17 protein-coding genes are annotated in these 19,924 nt (G+C 64.5%); 10 read left to right on the forward strand and 7 right to left on the reverse strand.

The annotated features are described in order from the left end of the window. Positions 1-299 precede the first annotated feature (299 nt). From DND132_RS03865 to DND132_RS03880, 4 genes are all read left to right on the forward strand, one after another. On the forward strand, positions 300-1,313 hold the full coding sequence (locus DND132_RS03865; RefSeq protein ID WP_014321397.1) for an amino acid ABC transporter substrate-binding protein: 1,014 nt from the start codon (positions 300-302) through the stop codon (positions 1,311-1,313). A gap of 96 nt (positions 1,314-1,409) precedes the next feature. Next, on the forward strand, positions 1,410-2,561 hold the full coding sequence (locus DND132_RS03870; protein ID WP_014321398.1) for an amino acid ABC transporter permease: 1,152 nt from the start codon (positions 1,410-1,412) through the stop codon (positions 2,559-2,561). Further along, the gene (locus tag DND132_RS03875; protein ID WP_014321399.1) at positions 2,558-3,652 is read left to right on the forward strand and encodes an amino acid ABC transporter permease; all 1,095 of its coding nucleotides are present in this window, start codon (positions 2,558-2,560) and stop codon (positions 3,650-3,652) included. Before DND132_RS03870 ends, DND132_RS03875 begins: the two co-directional genes overlap by 4 nt. A 9-nt stretch (positions 3,653-3,661) precedes the next feature. Further along, positions 3,662-4,408 (forward strand): amino acid ABC transporter ATP-binding protein, encoded by a 747-nt coding sequence (locus DND132_RS03880; protein ID WP_014321400.1) that lies wholly within the window; start codon positions 3,662-3,664, stop codon positions 4,406-4,408. Between the two features lie 246 nt (positions 4,409-4,654). Here DND132_RS03880 and DND132_RS03885 read toward each other — a convergent pair whose 3' ends face one another. The 3 genes from DND132_RS03885 to DND132_RS03895 form a co-directional block, all read right to left on the reverse strand. After that, on the reverse strand, positions 4,655-5,329 hold the full coding sequence (locus DND132_RS03885) for a PEP-CTERM sorting domain-containing protein (protein ID WP_014321401.1): 675 nt from the start codon (positions 5,327-5,329) through the stop codon (positions 4,655-4,657). Positions 5,330-5,696: 367 nt separating this feature from the next. After that, the gene (locus tag DND132_RS03890) at positions 5,697-7,427 is read right to left on the reverse strand and encodes a SulP family inorganic anion transporter (protein ID WP_014321402.1); all 1,731 of its coding nucleotides are present in this window, start codon (positions 7,425-7,427) and stop codon (positions 5,697-5,699) included. A 269-nt stretch (positions 7,428-7,696) separates the two neighbouring features. Further along, positions 7,697-8,758, reverse strand: coding sequence for a TOBE domain-containing protein (locus tag DND132_RS03895; protein WP_014321403.1), 1,062 nt, complete (start codon positions 8,756-8,758; stop codon positions 7,697-7,699). A gap of 159 nt (positions 8,759-8,917) precedes the next feature. Between DND132_RS03895 and modA the strand changes: the two genes are divergently transcribed. The 5 genes from modA to DND132_RS03920 all read left to right on the forward strand — a co-directional run bounded on the left by modA (position 8,918) and on the right by DND132_RS03920 (position 13,648). Then, entirely contained in the window at positions 8,918-9,652 is a 735-nt protein-coding gene (gene modA / locus DND132_RS03900; RefSeq protein ID WP_014321404.1) for a molybdate ABC transporter substrate-binding protein, read from the forward strand. A 4-nt stretch (positions 9,653-9,656) separates the two neighbouring features. Next, the gene (locus DND132_RS03905; RefSeq protein ID WP_014321405.1) at positions 9,657-10,325 is read left to right on the forward strand and encodes a molybdate ABC transporter permease subunit; all 669 of its coding nucleotides are present in this window, start codon (positions 9,657-9,659) and stop codon (positions 10,323-10,325) included. A gap of 8 nt (positions 10,326-10,333) precedes the next feature. Next, entirely contained in the window at positions 10,334-11,059 is a 726-nt protein-coding gene (locus DND132_RS03910; RefSeq protein ID WP_014321406.1) for a Rossmann-like domain-containing protein, read from the forward strand. A 226-nt stretch (positions 11,060-11,285) separates the two neighbouring features. Then, positions 11,286-13,079 (forward strand): ABC transporter ATP-binding protein, encoded by a 1,794-nt coding sequence (locus DND132_RS03915; protein ID WP_014321407.1) that lies wholly within the window; start codon positions 11,286-11,288, stop codon positions 13,077-13,079. Then, the gene (locus DND132_RS03920) at positions 13,076-13,648 is read left to right on the forward strand and encodes a DUF922 domain-containing Zn-dependent protease (protein ID WP_014321408.1); all 573 of its coding nucleotides are present in this window, start codon (positions 13,076-13,078) and stop codon (positions 13,646-13,648) included. The genes DND132_RS03915 and DND132_RS03920 overlap by 4 nt, the downstream gene beginning before the upstream one ends. Positions 13,649-13,946: 298 nt before the next feature. On the opposite strand, the gene DND132_RS03925 is transcribed toward DND132_RS03920, so the two are convergent. From DND132_RS03925 to DND132_RS03935, 3 genes are read right to left on the reverse strand one after another with little or no spacing between them, the layout of a single operon-like run. Beyond that, positions 13,947-16,277: an FAD-dependent oxidoreductase gene (locus DND132_RS03925; protein ID WP_014321409.1), complete on the reverse strand. Its 2,331-nt coding sequence runs from the start codon at positions 16,275-16,277 to the stop codon at positions 13,947-13,949. Positions 16,278-16,307: 30 nt separating this feature from the next. Beyond that, complete coding sequence (locus DND132_RS03930; protein WP_014321410.1) at positions 16,308-17,942, reverse strand: glutamate synthase-related protein; 1,635 nt, start codon at positions 17,940-17,942, stop codon at positions 16,308-16,310. Beyond that, positions 17,906-19,042, reverse strand: coding sequence for a class II glutamine amidotransferase domain-containing protein (locus DND132_RS03935; RefSeq protein ID WP_014321411.1), 1,137 nt, complete (start codon positions 19,040-19,042; stop codon positions 17,906-17,908). The genes DND132_RS03930 and DND132_RS03935 overlap by 37 nt, the downstream gene beginning before the upstream one ends. Positions 19,043-19,103: 61 nt before the next feature. Between DND132_RS03935 and DND132_RS18150 the strand changes: the two genes are divergently transcribed. Then, positions 19,104-19,343 (forward strand): 3-isopropylmalate dehydratase small subunit, encoded by a 240-nt coding sequence (locus tag DND132_RS18150; RefSeq protein ID WP_148266936.1) that lies wholly within the window; start codon positions 19,104-19,106, stop codon positions 19,341-19,343. A gap of 149 nt (positions 19,344-19,492) precedes the next feature. Here the strand turns inward: DND132_RS18150 and DND132_RS03940 are convergent, their stop codons facing one another. Next, a complete protein-coding gene (locus tag DND132_RS03940) occupies positions 19,493-19,894 on the reverse strand; it encodes a type II toxin-antitoxin system HicB family antitoxin (RefSeq protein WP_014321412.1) in 402 nt (133 codons plus the stop codon). Positions 19,895-19,924 lie beyond the last annotated feature (30 nt).

A 19,924-nucleotide genomic window follows, 5' to 3' on the forward strand; every position in this document is an offset into this window, starting at 1 on the left:
TTCGACCCGTCCTCCATTTCATAAAAAAAAGCCGGATTGCCGGAATGACCTACAGGCCGCCCATTCCGGTCTGAAAAAACGGTCCGTCCCTCGAATCCCCCCCGTGCTTTGCCCGAAAAACCGCCGCCGACCCGGCCTGTTCCCGCCGGATCCGCTGTCCGGCGGGCGCCAAGAGACCCCGCCGTTCTTGCAAATGGGCATTGACCGCCTCGTCACATGTTTGTAACACAGTCGTAACAATTCATGCACATTGCCCTGCCGGATTTCAACGGCAACATCCAACCTGAGGAGAGAGAGGAATGAAAACGCTCAGCAAGATTTTTATGGTCATCGCCCTGCTTGCCATGGCCGGGAGCGCCCTGGCCGGCACCCTGGAAAAAGTTCAGCAAAACGGGGAGCTCGTCCTCGGCGTCAGTGAAGGCGTCGCGGGCTTCTCCGCCCCCGATTCCAACGGCAAATGGGCCGGTTTCGATGTGGACATGGGCAAGGCAGTGGCCGCCGCCGTGCTCAAGAACCCTGACGCCATCAAGTACGTGCCCCTGGCCTCCAAGCAGAAGATCGTGGCCGTCTCCTCCGGGCAGGTGGACCTGTCCCGAGGCACCACCTGGACCATGAAGCGCGACTGCAAGCAGGGCGTGGACTTCACCGTGGTCCTGTTTTACGACGGCCAGGGCCTGATGGTCAAAAAGGGCCTGGGCGTGACCAAGGCCACCGAGCTTGACGGTGCCTCCGTGGCCGTGGTCTCCGGCACCACCTCCGAGCTGAATGTGGCCGACTTCGCCCGCGCCAACAACATCAAGCTGGAGACCGTGGTCTTCGAATCCAAGAAGGAGGCCTTCAACGCCTACGTCGCGGGCCGCGCGGACGCCTTCACCACCGACGTCAGCCAGCTGGCCTCCCTGCGCGCCGGGACCACCAACCCGGACGAGCACATCATCCTCCCCGAAGTCTTCTCCAAGGAACCCCTGTCTCCCTTCGTCCGCCACGGCGACCAGCAGTGGAAGGACCTCGTCACCTGGGTTCTCTTCGGGCTCATCGAGGCCGAGGAAAAGGGCATCACCCAGGCCAACGTCCTGGAGATGAAGGCCAAGTCCACCGATCCTGTGGTCCAGCGCATGCTCGGGGCCACCGGCGACGTCGGCGCCCTGATCGACCTCGACAACGACTGGCTGGTCCGGGCCATCCAGGCCGTGGGCAACTACGGCGAGATGTACGACCGCAACTTCGGCCCCAAGAGCGCGCTGAAGATCCCCAGGGGCCACAACAACCTGTGGACCAAGGGCGGCCTGATCTACGCCATGCCCATCCGCTAGCGGTCCGCCGCAACCGGAAACAACGCGCGCCGCACCCGCCGGGACCACCGGCCGGTGCGGCGCGGCCCTGCGTTCACCCCAAAGGATGACGACGTCTTGCATAATTCCAAGCTGAGAGAACAGTTGCCCGCGCTCCTGACCCAGGTTCTGCTGATCGGGGCCATCCTCTACGTGGCCCTGCAACTCTTCCACAACACCCAGGCCAACCTGGAGGCGCGCAACATCGCCTCGGGCTTCCGCTTCCTGTCCGTGGAGGGCGGGTTGCCCATCAACGACAGCCTCCTGCCCTACACCCCGGCCGATACCTACGGGCGGGCCTTCCTCGTCGGCATCGTGAACACCCTGTTCGTGTCCGCCCTGTCCATCGTGCTGGCCACCATCCTCGGCGTTCTGGTCGGCGTGGCCCGAGTCTCCACCAACTGGCTGGTAGCCAAACTTGCCGCGGTCTACGTGGAGGTGCTGAGGAACATTCCGCTGCTGCTGACCCTGTTCTTCTGCTACTCCACCCTGCTGGCCTTCCTGCCGTCCCCGCGCAAGAGCCTGACGCCGTTCGGCGACATCTTCATCAACAACCGGGGCGTGTTCGTCCCGCGCCCGATCCTCCAGGACGGCATGGGCTGGGTCCTGCTCGCCCTGGTCGCGGCCGTGGCGGCCTCGATCTTCCTGGTGCGCGCGGCCAAGCGGATGCGCGACGAGACGGGCAACGCCCCGCGCGCCGGATGGATTTCCCTCGGCCTGGTCCTCGGCCTGCCCCTGGCCGCATACTACCTCGCGGGCCGACCGCTGGCCTTCGACGTGCCGGTGCTCAAGGGGTTCAATTTCAAGGGGGGCATGATCCTGCGCCCCGAATTCACGGCCCTGCTCATCGGCCTGGTCCTGTACACCGCCGCCTTCATCGGCGAGAACGTGCGCAGCGGCATCCAGTCCGTGGACAAGGGGCAGTTGGAGGCGGCCAAGGCCCTGGGCCTGAAGCCCGGCGTGATCATGCGCAAGGTCATCCTGCCCCAGACCCTGCGCGTCTGCATCCCGGCCACGACCAACGACTACACCAGCCTGGTCAAGAACAGCTCCCTGGCCGTGGCCATCGGCTACCCGGACATGGTCTCCATCGGCGGGACCATCATCGGCCAGAACGACCAGGCCATCGAGATCATCGGCATGTGGATGGCGGTCTACCTGACCATCAACCTGGCCGTGTCCCTGGTCATGAACTGGTTCAACGCCAAGGTGCAGCTGGTGGAACGATGAGCACGAAAGTCGAAAAATTCGTCCCCGCGCCCTCCTCCCCGCCGCCCGTGGCGGCCACGGGCGTGATCCTCTGGCTGCGGACCAATCTCTTTTCCGGCTGGTTCAACTCGGTGCTGACCATCCTGGCCGTGCTGCTCCTGGTCAAGACCGTCCCGCCCCTGATCGACTGGGCGTTCATCCGCGCCGTGTGGACCGGCGGACCGCAGGTCTGCGACGGCTCGGGGGCCTGCTGGGCGTTCATCGCCGACAAGGCCCGGGTCATGCTCATCGGCACCTATCCGCAGGACCTGGAATGGCGCCCCCTGGTCGCGGGCATCCTGTTCGCCGGGGTGGTCGCGGCCACGGTCAGCGGCCGGTGCAAAAAACGCGTGCTGACCGTCGCCTGGCCAGTGCTATTCGTCGCGGCCCTGTGGCTCATCGGCGGCGGCGCGGGCCTGACCGAAGTGGACCAGTCCATGTGGGGCGGGCTGATGCTCTCCCTGGGACTGGCCGCCGTGGGCATCATCCTTTCCGTGCCCTTCGGCATCCTCCTGGCCCTGGGGCGGCAGTCCCGGATGGTCGGCGTCAGCTCGGTCTGCGTCGGCCTCATCGAACTGATCCGAGGCGTGCCGCTCATCACCATCCTGTTCATGGCCTCGGTGATGATGCCCCTGTTCCTGCCCGTCAATCTCCAGATCAACAACCTGCTGCGGGTCCAGGTGGGCATCATCCTGTTCTCATCCGCCTACATCGCCGAGGTGGTGCGCGGCGGCCTGCAGGCCGTGCCGGGCGGCCAGCTCGACGCGGCCAAGGCCCTCGGGCTGTCCCCGTGGATGATCACCCTGTTCGTGGTCCTGCCCCAGGCCCTGCGCTACGTGCTCCCGGCCCTGATCGGGCGCTGCATCGCCCTGTTCAAGGACACCTCGCTGGTCATCATCGTGGGTCTGCTGGACTTCCTCGGCATGGCCAAGGCCGCGTCCCAGGACCAGCACTGGCTCGGCCACGAGGTCGAGGGGTACGTCTTCTGCGCCGTGGTCTACTGGTGCATCTGCTTCGGCATGAGCCGATACGGCCGCAGCCTTGAAAAGCGCGGCCCCCAAACCAACCGATAAGGGCTCCCAATGACTGCCAACGAAATCATCATCGACGTGAAGGGCCTGAACAAATGGTACGGCGACTTCCACGTCCTCAAGGATATCAATCTCGAAGTGCGCCGGGGCGAACGGATCGTCATCTGCGGCCCGTCAGGGTCCGGCAAGTCCACCCTGATCCGCTGCATGAACCGCCTGGAGCGGCACCAGGAAGGGACCATCGTCGTGGACGGCACCGAACTGACCGGCAACCTCAAGGGGCTGGAGAAGATCCGCCGCGAGGTGGGCATGGTCTTCCAGAATTTCAACCTGTTCCCGCACATGACCGTGCTGGAGAACCTGACCCTGGCCCCGGTCTGGGTGCGCAAGATGCCGCGCAGGGAAGCGGAAAAGACCGCCATGTACTACCTGGAGCGGGTGCACATCGCGGAGCAGTCCGGCAAATATCCCGGCCAGCTCTCCGGCGGCCAGCAGCAGCGCGTGGCCATCGCCCGCGCCCTGTGCATGAGCCCGAACGTCCTGCTCTTCGACGAGCCCACCTCCGCCCTGGACCCGGAGATGATCAAGGAGGTCCTCGACGTCATGATCAGCCTGGCCGAGGAGAACATGACCATGGTCTGCGTCACCCACGAAATGGGCTTCGCCCGCACCGTGGCCGACCGCATCATTTTCATGGACGGCGGCGAGATCGTGGAACAGAACACGCCGGAGGAGTTCTTCTCCAACCCGCGCTTTGATCGCACCCGGACCTTCCTGAGCCAGATTCTGCACCATTGACCTGACCGCGCGGGGGCAACCCGCCCCGGATGCGACACCCGGACATCCCCCGGCCTCCGCATGGAGACCGGGGGATGTCCGTTTCAGGCGCCCGGTCAGGCCGACGCCCGACCTCTCCCGCCCCGCGACGCCGGTGACGGCGGCCGCGCGAACAGCCTCGGAAAGGCGATGAGGGGGGCCCTCCCCGAAGATAAAAAAAGGGCCCCGACGGATCGGGGCCCCTTGGTGCGATTCACAGTAAAACGGTTAGGCGTTGCGGCGCCTGCGGGCGATGCCCAGGAAGGCGGCCAGGCCGAGGCCCATCAGGATGAAGGTGCCGGGCTCGGGGACCGTGGCGGGACCGGGAGTGACGGAACCGAAGGTGACGTCGTCAAAACCGATCCGGTTGACCACGCCGCCGAAGCTGACCGAATGGGCGATGCCCTCGAAAGCGATGCCGAAGGCCACGAAGGGGCTGTAGTATCCGTTGGGATCGCCACCATCCTGCGGGGTGGTGGGGAGTTGCACGGAGGCGAGCAGGTCACCGTCGCCGTCGAGACCGCTCCACACGTCCACGCTGCCGAGGTAGTCGATCGAGGAATAATAGAAGGAGAAACCCGTATCGAAGCCGGACGACAGGCTCATGATGGCCGCATCCCCATCCAGGAAGAAGAGAATGGTGGACGGGCTGGGTTCATTGCCGAAATTGCCGGTGCCCCCGGCATCGGAATCGATGATCGACCGGGCGTTGGAGCTGAAGGAAACTCCGTAGTTCGTTCCGGAGTACCCCATGGAGCTGGTTCCGCCGTTGTAGAACTCGTTGATGTAGTCCAGATTGCCCAAGCCTTCAAAATCGAGAACAATGGCGTAGGAAGGCGTCACGAGAAACAGGCACAGGGCCAATGCCGATAACAGTGTCGTAACCTTATATGCGTTCTTCACGACGGACTCCTGGTAATAGGTTTATCAACATAAAGCGTATAAGCAAACATCGTACCGAAAATTATAATTCATAATATCAACATATTACAATTCTCATACGACACGGTTGTGTCGATTGACTTTACACTTCTTAAGAAAACTTTACGATCATCCGAACACATCGGGTTTCGACAACGAATCGTGACACCGTCCGGAATGAGGGGAAGAGGGCGCGCGGCCCGCATGAGGATGAATGAACCGAGGCGGCTGCGAGTCGGACATGGCGACAGGGGGAACCTTTCCCGCGAACGAAGTCGGCCGTGCCGCTGCGAACAGCGGCACGGCCATGAACTTCCCGGACGGCTCCCGGGTCGAAGCCCCGCGAGGGTTACGGGCGGGTAAGGGTCAGCCGGGGCGCGCGGCGGGCCGGTCCGGACGCCGGGACCGGTTCGACGCACATCCGTTCCCCGATGAGACACTTGGCCCGGAAGACCGCCGACGGGTAGTCCGCGCAGACGTTCTCCTGGCCGACGAGAGCCTTGATGCCCATGGTGCACAGAACGCGGTGCACGCCCTCGGTGATGTCCGCCAGGACCACTGTCGAGCCCAGCCGCTGGGCCTTGCGGATGACGTTTTCCAGGGCCTCGATGGCCGTGGCGTCGATATGCTGGACGCGGCTCAGCTTGATGATCAGCACCTCGGGCGGAGTCCGGGTGAACTGCATGGTGTCGATGAACCGCTGGGCCATGCCGAAGAAGAACGGGCCTTCCACCTCGTAGCTGGCGATGCGGCCGTGATAGTCCGGGGCCGGGAGCGCGCCCCCCTCCTCCTCCACCGGGAGCTCGCAGACACTGCCCACCTCGCTCATGCGCTTCATGAACAGCAGCGCGGCGAGGACCACGCCGACCTGGACCGCCACCGTCAGATCGACGAAGACCGTCAGCGAGAAGGTGATCAGCAGAACCAGGGAATCGGCCTTGGGCGCGCGCAACAGCCGCTTGAAGCGGTGCAGTTCGCTCATGTCCCAGGCCACGAAGGTCAGGATGGCCGCCAGGCTCGCCAGGGGGATGTGGTACAGCAGCTTGGAGCAGAACATCAGGAAGGCCACCAGGGTGAACACGTGAATGATGCCCGAGACCGGAGAATAGGCCCCGGCGCGGATGTTCGTGGCCGTGCGGGCGATGGCCCCGGTGGCCGGGATGCCGCCGAACAGCGCCGAGGCGATGTTGGCGAAGCCCTGGGCCACCAGCTCCATGGAGGGGTTGTGCCGCTTGCCGGTCATGCCGTCCGCCACCACCGCGCTGAGCAGGGATTCGATGCCCGCCAGCAGGGCGATGGTCAGGGATTCCGGCAGCAGGGTGCGGACGGTCGCCAGGCTGAACGCGGGATACTGCAGATGGGGCAGCTCGGCGGGGATGCCCCCGAAATGGGAGCCGATGGTCTCGATGGGCAGGTTCAGCGCCCAGGTGGCCGCCGTGGCCAGGGAGATGCCCACGATGTGCGCGGGCAGCCGGGGGATGAACCTCCGCACCAGGATCATGACCGCCAGCGTGCCCAGGCTGATGGCCACGGCCGCGCCGGTGAAGGTCGGCAGGGCCTCGGCGCAGGCGGTGATCCGGCCCAGGAAGTCGGACGGCACGGCGGTCAGCCCGAGGCCGAAGAAGTCCTTGAGCTGGGTGGTGACGATGAGCAGCGCGATGCCGGTGGTGAACCCGGTGATGACCGGATAGGGGATGAACCGCAGGAACTGCCCGAAGTTGAAGACGCCCATGAGCACCAGCAGGATGCCCGCCAGGATCATGGTCACCACCAGCCCCTCGTAGCCGTGCCGGGCGATGACGCTGGCCACGATGACCACGAACGCCCCGGTGGGGCCGCCGATCTGGAAGCGCGAGCCGCCGAAGGCCGAAATGATGAAGCCCGCCACCATGGAGGTGAACAGCCCCTGCTCCGGGGTCGCGCCCGAGGCGATGGCGAAGGCCATGGCCAGCGGCAGGGCCACGATGCCCACCGTGACGCCCGCGCCCAGGTCCCGGGCCAGTTTGTTCAGGGAGTAGCCACGGCGGAGGGTTGTCCACAGGGCTGGAACGAGATTCACGCTGAAATAATTGGATAACATAGATGTCCCAAATGGCATTTTGCCGTTGGGCGCAGGCAGGTCCGGTCAGTCCGATTCCAGGATCGGGCCGTGTCTGGAGGCTCAATAAGGCAGGTTGAAAAGGAGCAATGCATTAGTCCCGGCCGGTTACGCTGTCAAGACGGAAACGAGGCCCGCCCGCGCGCCGGGGAGACCCGCCGGAATCGCCGTTGTCCGGGCCGGTGAAAAAAAGACCGGCCCGCGGCGTTAAACCGCGGGCCGGACGGACGTTCGGGAGGATGCGGGGTCCGCTACAATTGCACGGTGTTCAGGACCACGGACATGGCCTTGAACCAGAACTCGACCTCGTCGCCGGGTTGCAGGGCCAGGTCCTGGGCGCTGTGAGCCGAGATCAGGGCGCAGACGTCGGTGCCGTCCGGGAGGCGGCCCAGGACCTCGGACAGGACCGGGGTGTCGGTGACCCGAAGGATGGAGGCCTCCAGGCGGTTGCGGGCGCTGCCGGTCAGGTGTCCCGCCCGGTGCAGGACGTTGACCAGCGGGGCCTTGACCGTGGCGATGACCGGGCTGCCCACCATGATCTTGAGGTTGCGCAGGGAGTCCATGGTGATGACCGCGCAGATATTCAGGTCGGAACGGGTCCGAAGGACCACCTGGGCCATGACCTGGTCCGTGGTCACCTCGACCACGTGGCCCAGGAAGGAGTTTCGGGCCGAGGTGCGCTTGCGCATGGCCTCGTGGGCCGTGCGCACGATGGTCTGCACGTCGCCCGGGGAGAACTGCTGGAAGTTGGCGGTCAGGTCCAGGGAGGACTGGCCCAGGACCTCCTTGACGATGGTGATGGGCACGCCGCTGCGGAGCATCTCCACGGCCCTCGTGTTGCGCAGGGACTTGGGGCAGACCAGGTCCTTGGCCAGGCCGCACTCCTTGCCGCGCTCGTAGCAGATGCGCCGGAAATAGCCGGGGTCCACCCGGAAGAGTTCCCCGCGCAGGCCGTACCCCATGGGGCTCTCCTGGAAGGCGGCCAGCTCGGCGTAGAACTCCTCGGGCAGCGGGACCTCGCGAACGCGGTCCTCCCGGCCCAGGCTGACGAACGGGCCGTCGGCGTGGAAGGCCTCGGTGTCGTCCAGGGAGAGAATCTCGCCCAGGCGCGCGCCCGTATGGCGGACAAGCTGGAACAGCAGCCACAGCCGCGTCCTGGCCCGGACGCTGTCCATGCGCCTGGCCCCATCCTTCCATTTTCTGAAGGCTTCCTCGAAGGCGCACATCTGCGACGGTTCAAGGTAGCTGACCTGGTCCGAAACGCTGAAAAACTCGCGCGGACACACCCTGCCCGAAGGCTTGATCTCTTGCATGAACGGCCCACCTGCCGGATTATCACGCTTTTATCCATTCGCGTGACTTGGTTGCGACATAACAGCACAGAACATAGGGGATTTGGTGACGGGACACAACCCGTTCGGAAACCGCACACCCCGCCGCGCCGAGGCGCGGAGAAACAAGGAGACGCCCCCATGCATTTCATTCGAGTCTGTACCCTGATGCTTACCCTGCTCCTGGCCCTGCCCGCGAGCGCCTGGGCCGACGGCAACGTGGTCCTGGCCTCCGGGGCGGGCTATAAGAAAATGGTCAACGCCCTGAACGCCGCCTATGAGAAAAAGACCGGCCAGACCCTGGACCTGATCTACGGCAACATGGGCCGGGTGACCACCCTGGCCAAGGAGAGCGGCAAGGTGGACATCGTCCTGGGCGACGCCCAGTTCCTGCTCAAGCGCGCGGCCCTGCCCGTGTCCGAACAGACCGAACTGGGACGGGGCAAGCTGGTCCTGGCCTTTGCCAAGGGGTCCAAGTTCTCCAAGGTCGCGGATCTGGACAACCCCGAGGCCGGACGCATCGCCATGCCCGACACGAGCAAGGCCATCTACGGCAAGGCGGCCCGCGAATTTCTGACCAACACCGGCAGGCTGCCGGGCATCAAGCCCCGTCTTGTGGAAGTGGCCACCGTGCCCCAGGTCTTCTCCTACCTGGCCACCAACGAGGTGGACATGGGCTTCATCAACCTGACCCATGCCCTGAACGTCAAGGACAAGCTGGGCGGCTACGTGCTCGTGGACGAAAAGGACTACTCGCCCATCAGCATCATCGCGGCCATACTGACCAGCGCCCCGAACGAGGACAAGGCCAAGGCGTTCCTCGACTTCGTCAAGACGGACGAGGCCCAGGCCATCGTCAGGGCGAACGGCCTGTAACAACATGGACTTCGTCGGCATCCTGGCCCAGCCGGAGACCATCAACCCTCTCCGGCTCACCTTGAAGGCGCTGGCCGTATCCGGTGCCCTGCACCTGGTCGGCGGCGTGCTCATCGCCTACTACCTGACCTCGGGCAAGGGACCGCTCCGGTCCGTGGTGGACTTCCTGGTCACCCTGCCCCTGGTCTTTCCGCCCATCGCCACCGGGTTCATCCTGCTCCTGCTCCTGGGCAGGGCCGGGTGGCTCGGGCGGTACTCGCCGGTGGACATCGTCTTCAACTTCCCCGGCGTGGTCCTGGCCTCCTTCGTGTCCGGCCTGCCGCTCATGGTCAAGCCGGTGGAGGCGGCCCTCAAGGGCGACGTCCGCCGCCTGGGCGAGATCGCCCAGGTGCTGGGCAAAAGCGACTGGCAGACCTTCTGGCTGGTCCTTCTGCCCAACATCAGGCGCAACGTGACCGCGGGCTGGTTCCTGGCCCTCGGACGCTCCCTGGGCGAGGTCGGGGTGACGCTCATGCTCGGCGGCAACATCATCGGCAAGACCAACACCCTGTCACTTGAAATCTACAACGCGGTCTTCAGCGGCGAATTCGACCGGGCCATGGTCCTGGCGGTGATCATCGGGATGTTCTCGCTGACCATCTTCGCCGCCCTGAAGAAACTGTCCGCCGTCTAGGAGACGAAATGAAATCCGTTCTTGAAATCGTGCGCCAACGAGCCCTGGAACTCTGGACCAAGGAGGGCATTCTCGACGAGAACATCACCGTGACCGCCGCGCCCCTGACCGTCAAGGAGGCCATCGGCACGCCCGAGGGCAACGACTTCCCCATCCAGAAGGGCAAGGAAAAGCTCATGGAGGCCAATTTCCACGGCGCGCGCGGCCAGGCCTTCACCGACCAGTACGGCAACTACACCGGCACCCTGCGCCAGATCGCCGCGCTCTCGCTGGACGACAACTATCACCGGGCCGTGTTCGTCTCGACCATGAACGCGATCTGCCGCTCCCTGGGGATGACCCGGAACACGGTCCACTGCCGCGACACGGGCCCGGCCGAATGCGCCCGGGGGGTGTTCCAGTACATCGACGACTATTACGGCAAGGGCCGCGTGACCATCATCGGCTTCCAGCCCACCCTGGCCCAGGCCGTGAGCAGCGGCACCGAGGTCCGGCTGGTGGACCTGGACCCGGACAACATCGGCCAGGTCAAGCGCGGCGTGCTCGTGGAGGGCGGCGAGGCCACCCAGGACGCCATCGACTGGGCGGACATGCTCCTGGTCACGGGCACGACCCTGGCCAACGCGTCCATCGATCTCTTTCTCACCGGCAAACCCGTGCTGTTCTACGGCACGACCATAGCCGGAGCGGCCAGCCTCATGGGCTGGAACCGCTACTGTCCGCAGAGCAGCTAGGGGGTCTCCTCCATCCCCTCCCCGGCTGCGGGGAAAGGGTTCCCGTTTGCCGCATGGGAACCCTTTCCCGAGGCGGCGGTCAGCCGCCCGAACCGGCCCGGAAGCCCCGTCCGCCCTTCCGCTCCCACGCACGCGCCAATATTACCCTTTACTCCGGGCTCCCAACACCTTATTTGAGGAGGGCATCACGAACCTCAATCCCCATGCGGGTTGCCGGGAGTTTTTTTTGGCTCAGAAACCCACGCTGCACCATTTTACCAACCGCTATCTTCTCAAGCGCTCCATCGGCTACTTCGGCGCGTACAAGGGACGCGTCGCCCTGGCCGTGGTCTCCATGGTCCTCCTGAGCCCCATCTCCCCCGCCCTGGCCTGGATCGGGAAGTACGTCATGGACGACGTGCTCATCGCCAGAAACCTGAACATGCTCAAACTGTGCATCATCGCCTTCCTCGGCCTGTGGCTGCTCAGGGGGCTGCTCATGATCGGCCAGGCGTACACCATGCAGGCCACCGGCATGCTGGTCCTGCGCGACATCCGAAACGAACTGTTCAAAAAGATCATCCGGCTGCCCATGCCCTACTTCGCCGAGAGCGAAATCGGCATGCTCATGAGCCGGATCATCGCCGACGTGACCGCCATCCGCACCAGCCTGCCCAGCGTGCTCATGTTCGTCCGGCAGGTATTCACCCTGGTCGCCCTCATCGCCACGACCATCTACCTCGACCCCTACCTGTCCCTGTGGGCGCTGCTGGTCATGCCCGCCGCCATCTACCCGTTCATCTACTTCGGCAAGAAGATCCGCAAATACGGGCGCAAGACCCAGGCCGAACTGTCCGGGGTCAACGTGGTCCTGGAGGAATGCTTCTCCGGCATCAAGGTCATCAAGGCCTTTGCCAACGAAGTCCGGGAAGACATAAAATTCGTCAAGGAAAACGGTAGCCTGACACGACTGCTGGTGCGCAAGATACTCTACAACGAGGGGTCTTCGCGGGCCATGGACATCGTCGGCGCCCTGGCCGGCGCCTCGGTCCTGTGGTTCGGCGGCATGCGCGTCATCAACGGCGACATGACCCCCGGCGACCTGATGGCCTTTTCCCTGTGCGTGGTCCAGCTCTATGAACCGATCAAGAAACTGAACACCGCCAACAACGAGATCCAGGGCGGCCTTGCGGGTGCGGAACGCGTCTTCGACATCCTCGATTCCCCCTCCATCCAGGTGGAGGAGGAAGGCAAGGCCGTGTTCGACGGCAACCTGCGCAGCCTCGAATTCCGGGGCGTCCGCTTCACCTACCCCGGTTGCCCGGCCCCGGCCGTGAACGGGGTGGACCTGACCATCAAGGCCGGACAGCGCGTGGCCATCGTCGGCCCCAGCGGCTCGGGCAAGACCACCCTGGTCAACCTGATCCCCCGCTTCTACCAGGCCCAGGAGGGGGGCGTGGAGATCAACGGCGTCCCGCTCGAGGACTACACCCTGGCGAGCCTGCGCACACACCTGGGCCTGGTCTCCCAGGACACCTTCCTGTTCAACGTGTCCATCGCCCAGAACATCGCCTACGCCCATGACGACTACGATATGAGCGACGTGCAGCGCGCCGCCACGGCGGCCTACGCCCACGAGTTCATCAGCGAGATGCCGAACGGCTACGAGACCGTGGTCGGCGAAGGCGGAGTCAAGATTTCGGGCGGCCAGAAACAGCGCCTGACCATCGCCCGGGCGATCATGAAGGACCCGGCCCTGCTCATCCTGGACGAGGCCACCAGCGCGCTGGACACCGAATCCGAGCGGGTGGTCCAGAACGCCCTGGAAAACCTCATGCGCAACCGCACGTCCATCGTCATCGCCCACCGCCTCTCGACCATTCTGACCGCCGATGTTATCGTGGTCATGGAGAACGGACGCATCGTGGCCCAGGGCCGACATGAGGACCTGCTGACCACCTGCCCGCTCTACGACCGGCTGTACCAGATGCAGTTCGAAGACACGACGTCCCTGGAACCGGCCTGCGGATTGCCCGAATGACGAAACGACTGATAGCCGCCCTCGCCCTCCTCCTCTGCCTGGCCTCCCCGGCCACGGCCGACGTGGTGCGCACGGTGTCCACCGAATACTACGAGGTGGAGGGAATCAAGCCCGCGGCCATCGTCCTGAGCATACGGCGCGATTCCCCGGCCAACGAGGGGTCCAAGAAGTATTCAGCCAACACCCGCACGGACATCCGGACCACCTACGACATCGAACAGGTGGGCGACAAGTGCCGGATCAGGAACGTGGTCGTCCATCTCCACCTGACCTACCTCTATCCCAAGCTCAAGCACAGCGTGGACTTCGAGACCCGCAAGTGGTGGATGAAGCTCTCCCGCCAGCTCGAGATCCACGAGCGCATCCACGGCGACATCTCCACCAAGGCGGCCTACAAGATCAGCGACACCCTGCAAAACCTCCCGCCCGGCGACTGCTACAACTTCAAGGGCACGGTCAAGGTCAAGGCCCGCAAGATCATGGAGCAGATGAAGCAGGACCAGCGCGATTACGACGCCCTCACCCAGCACGGCCTCAAACAAGAACGAAACCGCGGGCAATACCCTTAGCGGCTTTCGAGAGCGCGGGGGGAAAGCCGCTGTCGGGTGCCGCGCACCCGAATCGCTCCGGGGGATGAAGTAGAGGAAGGCTTCTGACTTGCAATTGGTCGGGAGTCTTTTTTTGCGCCCCTACCCCGCGAAGCGGCGATAAAAAGTTTAGGAGGGTGAAGGGGATGGGGGTCCGGGGGAAGGGGAAGAGGGAAGCCCTTTACAAAGGGTTCCCTCTTCCCCTTCCCCCGGCCGCCGGAGGCGACAAAAAAAGGGCGGCCGCTTTGCGGCCGCCCTTTGGGTGTCGATGATGGCCCGGTTATTCCATGGGGGCCGGATTTTTCATGTCCCAGATGCCGCAGGGGCAGGCGTCGGCGCAGAAGCCGCAGGCGATGCACTTGTCGGGGTCCACCACGCGCTCGAAGCCGCCGTCGGGCAGTTCATTACGCTTGATGGCGTTCTGGGGGCAGAGGGTGTCGCAGATGTAGCAGTCGCGGCAGGAGCCGCAGCTGGAGCATTCCGCGCCGCACTGGTTGGCGTCGCTGAACTCGATGACGCGCGGGTCGAAGTATTCGAGCGTCATGCGGGTGTAGTCGATCATCTCGCGGGTGTCGGACTGGGGGCGCCGGTTGTTGAGCAGGTCGTCGATGACCTCTGCGGCCCGGCGGCCGTGGCCGATGGCGTGGGTCAGCAGGCCGGGACGGACCACGTCGCCGATGGCGAAGACCTTGGAGTCCGTGGTCTGGTAGTCGTCGTTGACCACGATGTAGCCGCGATTCAGGGCGATGTCGGCGGGCAGGAACCCGATGTCCGGGGCGTCGCCGATGGACATAAGCACGGTATCCGCGGGAAGCAGCTCGCCGCTTTGGAGCAGTACGCCGTTGGCGTTGACCTCCTTGGTGAAGCAGGGCCACTTGAAGCGCGCCCCGGCGGCCTCGGCGTCCTTGCGTTCCTTGCCGAAGGAGGCGGGTTCCTGGATGTCGATGAGGGTGATGTCCTCGGCACCGAGACCGGCGGCCACGGTGGCCACGTCGCAGCCCACGTTGCCCGCGCCGATGATGACGATGCGCTTGCCGATCTTGGCCGTACCCTTCTTGGCGTCCTTGAGGAAGGTCAGGGCCGGGTAGATGCGCTCGTGGCCGGGCACCGGGATGATACGCGGCTTCTGGGCGCCCGTGGCGATGACCACGTAGTCGTAGTCGTCACGCAGCTCGTCGAATTCGTTGCGCTTGAGTTCCTGTTGCAGGTGGACGTGGGGCAGGACCTCGGCCGCGCGCGCGACCTCGGCCTCGACCACTTCCTTGGGCACGCGGGAGTTGGGGATGGCCGAGGCGATCTTGCCGCCCAGGGTCTCGGCCATGTCGTAGACCACGGCCTCATGCCCCTTCATGCGGATCTGCCAGGCCACGGAGATGCCGGCGGGCCCGCCGCCGATGACGGCCACGCGCTTGCCGGACAGGGGCGGCAGCTTGGGGGCCTTGGACTTGTGGCCCTCGCGGCCGAGCTTGGTGATGTCCACGGCGGCCATGTTCTGCTGGGTGGAGCGGGTGCAGCCCTGCATGCACAGGTTCGGGCAGAGGTAGCCGCAGACCGTGGCCGGGAACGGCGTGTAGGCGAGGGCCAGGTCCACGGCCTCGTCCACCAGCCCGTCGCGGACGAGCTGCCAGCGCTTCTGCACGGGCATGCCCGTGGGACAGCTGGCCTGGCACGGGGCCATGTACTTGCGGTTTTCCCACACGGGCACCTTGCGGCGCAGGTCGCCGTGTACGATGAGCGGAATGGGCGAACGGTCCAGGTCGGTCAGGTCGCCAATGAGGCCGCCCCGGCCCAGCTCCGCATCCCAGGAATTGATCCGGAAGTCGTGCATGGCGCGGCGCACCCTGCCCTTCTTCTCGAAGGGGGTCTTGGCCCGGATGAGCTGCCACTCCTCGCGCCGGGTGAGCCGTTTGAGCAGGCGCGAGCGTTTGATTTTCTTGAGGAACTCTTCGAGGTTCTCGGTCAGCCAGCCCCAGGTCTCGTCGTCGATGGGCTCCATGAGCGCATCGGCCTGGGAAAAGCCGTCGATGGGGCCGCGCACGAAGATGCGGCCGCCGACCATGCCCACGCAGGGGCGGTAGCCGAGCACGTTCCCGGGGTTCTGGGCCTCATGGCCGCAGACCACCGCCGTGCCGCCGGCCATGAACTCGGCGAAGTAGTCGCCCACCGAGCCCAGGACCCACAGCTCGGGCGGGTCGAAACGGGGGTTGGTCTTGGTCATGGTCATGCCGCGCGAACCGATGTTGCCCGCGATGAAGACCTTGCCCTGGGCCATGGCGTTGCACACGCCGTTGGAGGCGTTGCCGTTGACGATGACCTCCGCGCCCGCGTTGAGCCAGGCCACGTCGTCCGAGGCCGGGCCCATGACCTGGATGGTCGTGCCCGGGAACCCCTTGGCGCCGATGCGCTGGCCCGGCGAGCCGGTGATGGTCACGGAGATGGGCTCGTCCTTGGAAAGCCAGAGCCTGCCGCCGATACCGTGCTGGCCCCAGGCGTCGATCTCCAGTCGGCGCGCCCCCTGCCGGACCGCGTTCTGGATGCGTTCCTCCAGGATGCGGGATTCCAGGCGGACACCGTTCTCATGCCCGTCTATGCGCTGTATTTTCTTTGCCATTGTGTACTCCGATATGTCCTGAAGCTTCGATTAGATGACGTACTTGATGTCCAGGCGTTCCGCCGCGTCCTTGTCCGAGATGCCGAGCGCGTCGGACATGCCGACGGGCAGGGACGTGGACCGGCCGAGCGGCGCAATGACCTTGCGCAGTTCGATGTCGAAGCTCAGGAAGAAGTCCACCACCCGCTCGGCCACCTTTTCGGGGTCGAGACGACGGTAGATCCTCGGGTCCTGGGAAGTGATGCCCTTGGGGCAGACGCCGATGTTGCAGACGTTGCAGCGGTCCTTTTCGGAGCCGAGGCAGCCCGCGCCCGCCTGCATGACGTACTTGCCGATCTGGACCATGGAGGCCCCGAGCATGATCAGGGCCGCGGCGTTGGCGGCCAGGTTGCCGTGCTTGCCGATGCCGCCGCCCGCAATGAGCGGAATCTCGTTCTGGGCCCCGGCCACGCAGAGGGCCTTGTAGCAATCGCGCAGGTTGGAGGCGATGGGATGGCCCATGTGGTTCATGGACACGTTGTAGGCCGCGCCCGTGCCGCCGTCCTCGCCGTCGATGGCCAGACCCGCCGCATAGGGGTTGCGGACCAGGTTGTTGAGCACGGCCAGCGAGGTGGAGGAGGCGGAAATCTTCGGGTAGACCGGCACGCGGAAGCCCCAGGCCATGGACATGGACTGGATCATCTTGGCCACGGCCTCCTCGATGGAGTACTTTGTCTGATGGGTGGGCGGGCTGGGCAGGGACACGCCGGACGGCACGCCGCGGATGGCCGCGATGAGCTTGTTGACCTTGTACCACATGAGCAGGCCGCCGTCGCCGGGCTTGGCGCCCTGGCCGTACTTGATCTCGATGGCGCAGGGGTCCTCCTTCATCTCGGGAAGGGCGTGGATGATCTCGTCCCAGCCGAAGTAGCCCGAGGCGATCTGGAGGATGACGTACTTGAGGAAGCGGGAGCGCAGCAGGCGCGGCGGACAGCCGCCCTCGCCCGTGCAGATGCGCACCGGCATGTTCATTTCCTCGTTCAGGTAGGCCACGCCCATCTGCAAGCCCTCCCACATGTTCGGGGAGAGCGCGCCGAAGGACATGCCGCCGATGACCAGGGGATATATCTCCCGGACCGGCGGCTTCCAGCCGTTTTCGCGGTGGCACTTGATCTCGGCCTCGGGCGAGAGCACCCGGCCGAGCAGCGTGCGCACGTCGAACTCGTGGCGGCCCGCGTCCAGCGCCGGGTCGGTCAGCATGGAAATACGGATGAACTTGATCTGGTCCAGCAGGGACTCGGAGTTGTTCCGGCGGCCGCCGCGCGTCCGGGGCTGGCCGCCCCGGTTGTTCTGGAACTGGAGCGTGGTGGAGTCGTACTGCCGGGTCGGCTCGATGGCGTTGTTCGGACAGACCATGTTGCACATGGCGCAGCCGATGCAGGCGTAGGCCGGGTCCGTGCGCTGGCGGATGCCGTAGAAGGTGGAGAACTCCGTGGTCGGCTTGGCCGAGAGGCCCATGGGCGGCTTGACGTCCCGCTTGCGGAACACGCCCAGTTCAATGGCGTTGACCGGACAGACCGAGGTGCAGCGCCCGCACTTGGTGCAGGTGTTGATGTCCCACTTGATCTGCCAGGGCAGGTCCTTGCGGCTTAGAGTTGAAGGCGTAATGGGTCTTTCTGCGAGCATTGGAGAACCTCCCGGCAATCGGGTCCGACGATCGCCGTGTCGAGATGCATGGGTTGAAAATCCTTGGTCCGGTCACGTTCGGGGATGGCGGCGTTGAGCCCGCAGATCTCGGAGGAGAATCCGTAGATGCCGAGCTCGGGGTTGCCGCCGACCACGCCGGGGCGGAGCTTCTTGCGGTCCTGCACCATGAACATGGCGCCGTCGGGCAGACAGCCGATGACGCAGTTGGGGCCGTCGATGATCAGCTTGCGGCAGGCGCGCTTGAGGTCGGACAGGAACTCCCGGTCCGGATGGTCGCGCATCTCGTCGTCGTTCATGGGCGTGATGACGTGCTTGTAGGCGCTGATGTCCAGGCCGAGCCGCTTGGTGGCGTAGTGGGCGATGTGGGTGAAGACCTCGGAATCGGACTGGTAGCCCTGGTAGCCGGTCACCCCGCGCGACATGAGGTATTCGCGGATGGGCACGAAGGCCGTGTTCTCGCCATTGGTCATGGTCGAGATGCCCTCGATGAAGAAGGGATGGCAGGCGTACAGGTTGATGGCGTAGTTGGTGTTCTGCCGCCCCTGGGCCAGGATGTGGCGGGCGTAGAGCTCCTCGCGGTCGAGCTTGAGGTACCCGGCGATGGCCAGGGGGTCGCCCACTTCCTTGATCATGATGGTGTCGGGCCAGAAGGAGAAGACCATGATGTCGCCCTTCTCCTCGCCCATGGCGCGGAGGTCCAGGCGCATCTGGACCAGGTTGGAGTCCACCTGGGCCTTGGTCATACCCTTCCATTCGTCCGGGATGCGGAAGGCGATGGAGGCGTATGTCCCCCGCCTGGGCGTCCCGACCGGGGGTTCGGCGTCCGGCTTGAAGGTCGCGGAATACTTGGACTGAAATCCGTTTTTCGTCATGTATTCGGACATCCGCGCCAGGCCGGCGTCGGTAAAGATGCCGGACAGGATGGGATATTCCTTAAGCTCCTCCCACGGTCCTCCCAGACCGCTGAGGAACAGTCCCACGCCGGAGCCGTCGTGCCCTTCCTTCATGACGTTGAGGGCATCGATGGCGCGCATGGGTGACACCGGGTCACGGCTTGTGAGCGCAAACAAACGGCACATGGTCTCGATTCACTCCGCAGTTAAAGGTCCCCCGCCCCGCCGCGAACAATCGGCGGCACGCATGGCAGACACCGGACAAAATCCAATGATTCCAAAAAAACGCAGCATCAGCGGAAACTCGCCCGGCAGGGGCAAAAAAGCCTGCGGTACGACCGGCAGGGCGGTCACGGCAGGCTCTTCGGCTCAGGCGTTTCACAATAATGCAACTTCCAATGAGCTGTATCCCGTTGCATTGTATAAGGAGTCTATACAAATCCCGGAAGAAGAACGTAAAACAAAACCGGGGAACGTGCAACTGTAACATATTAATAACCTTTGCCAAATTTGTAATTCACCGGCAAAGGACACTGCAAGAGTCCCCCTAGCCCCCACGAATGACAGGAGAATTAAATTCTCACCCCAATGCGGACCAGGGACAAAACAGGCTACGAAATGGTGGATTCAGGGAGGTCAGGCGGCGAAAATATCACTTTTGATCGCCAAACGCGACGCCGCCGCCAAAAAATCGGCCGGGGAAACCCCATACTGACGGCAATACTTCTCGATTCGGGCCAGGAGATGAACGTGCATGACCATTTCGAACTCCTCGAAGTCGCTTCCATCCCCTTGGACCGAGATATTGATCGCTTTTCTGTCCTGGTTCTCGGGTTGGACGAGTAAAACCTTCTTTTTCGAGGGTTCCGGGAGGACTTCCCCCTGCTCAAGACGCTCTTCCACGTACATGGCCAGGGCTTCGTGGGCGTTGTCCACGGCCTCGTCCAGGTCCTCGCCGAAGCTGGTGCATTCCGGGAAATCCGGGAAGGTCACGGACACGCCGTGCTTCTCCTCTTCGAACAGGGCTACGTATTGCATCCGCCGCCTCCTTGGGTGGTGTGATCCGGG

The organism is Pseudodesulfovibrio mercurii (assembly GCF_000189295.2).
In the GTDB taxonomy this organism is placed as follows: domain Bacteria; phylum Desulfobacterota; class Desulfovibrionia; order Desulfovibrionales; family Desulfovibrionaceae; genus Pseudodesulfovibrio; species Pseudodesulfovibrio mercurii.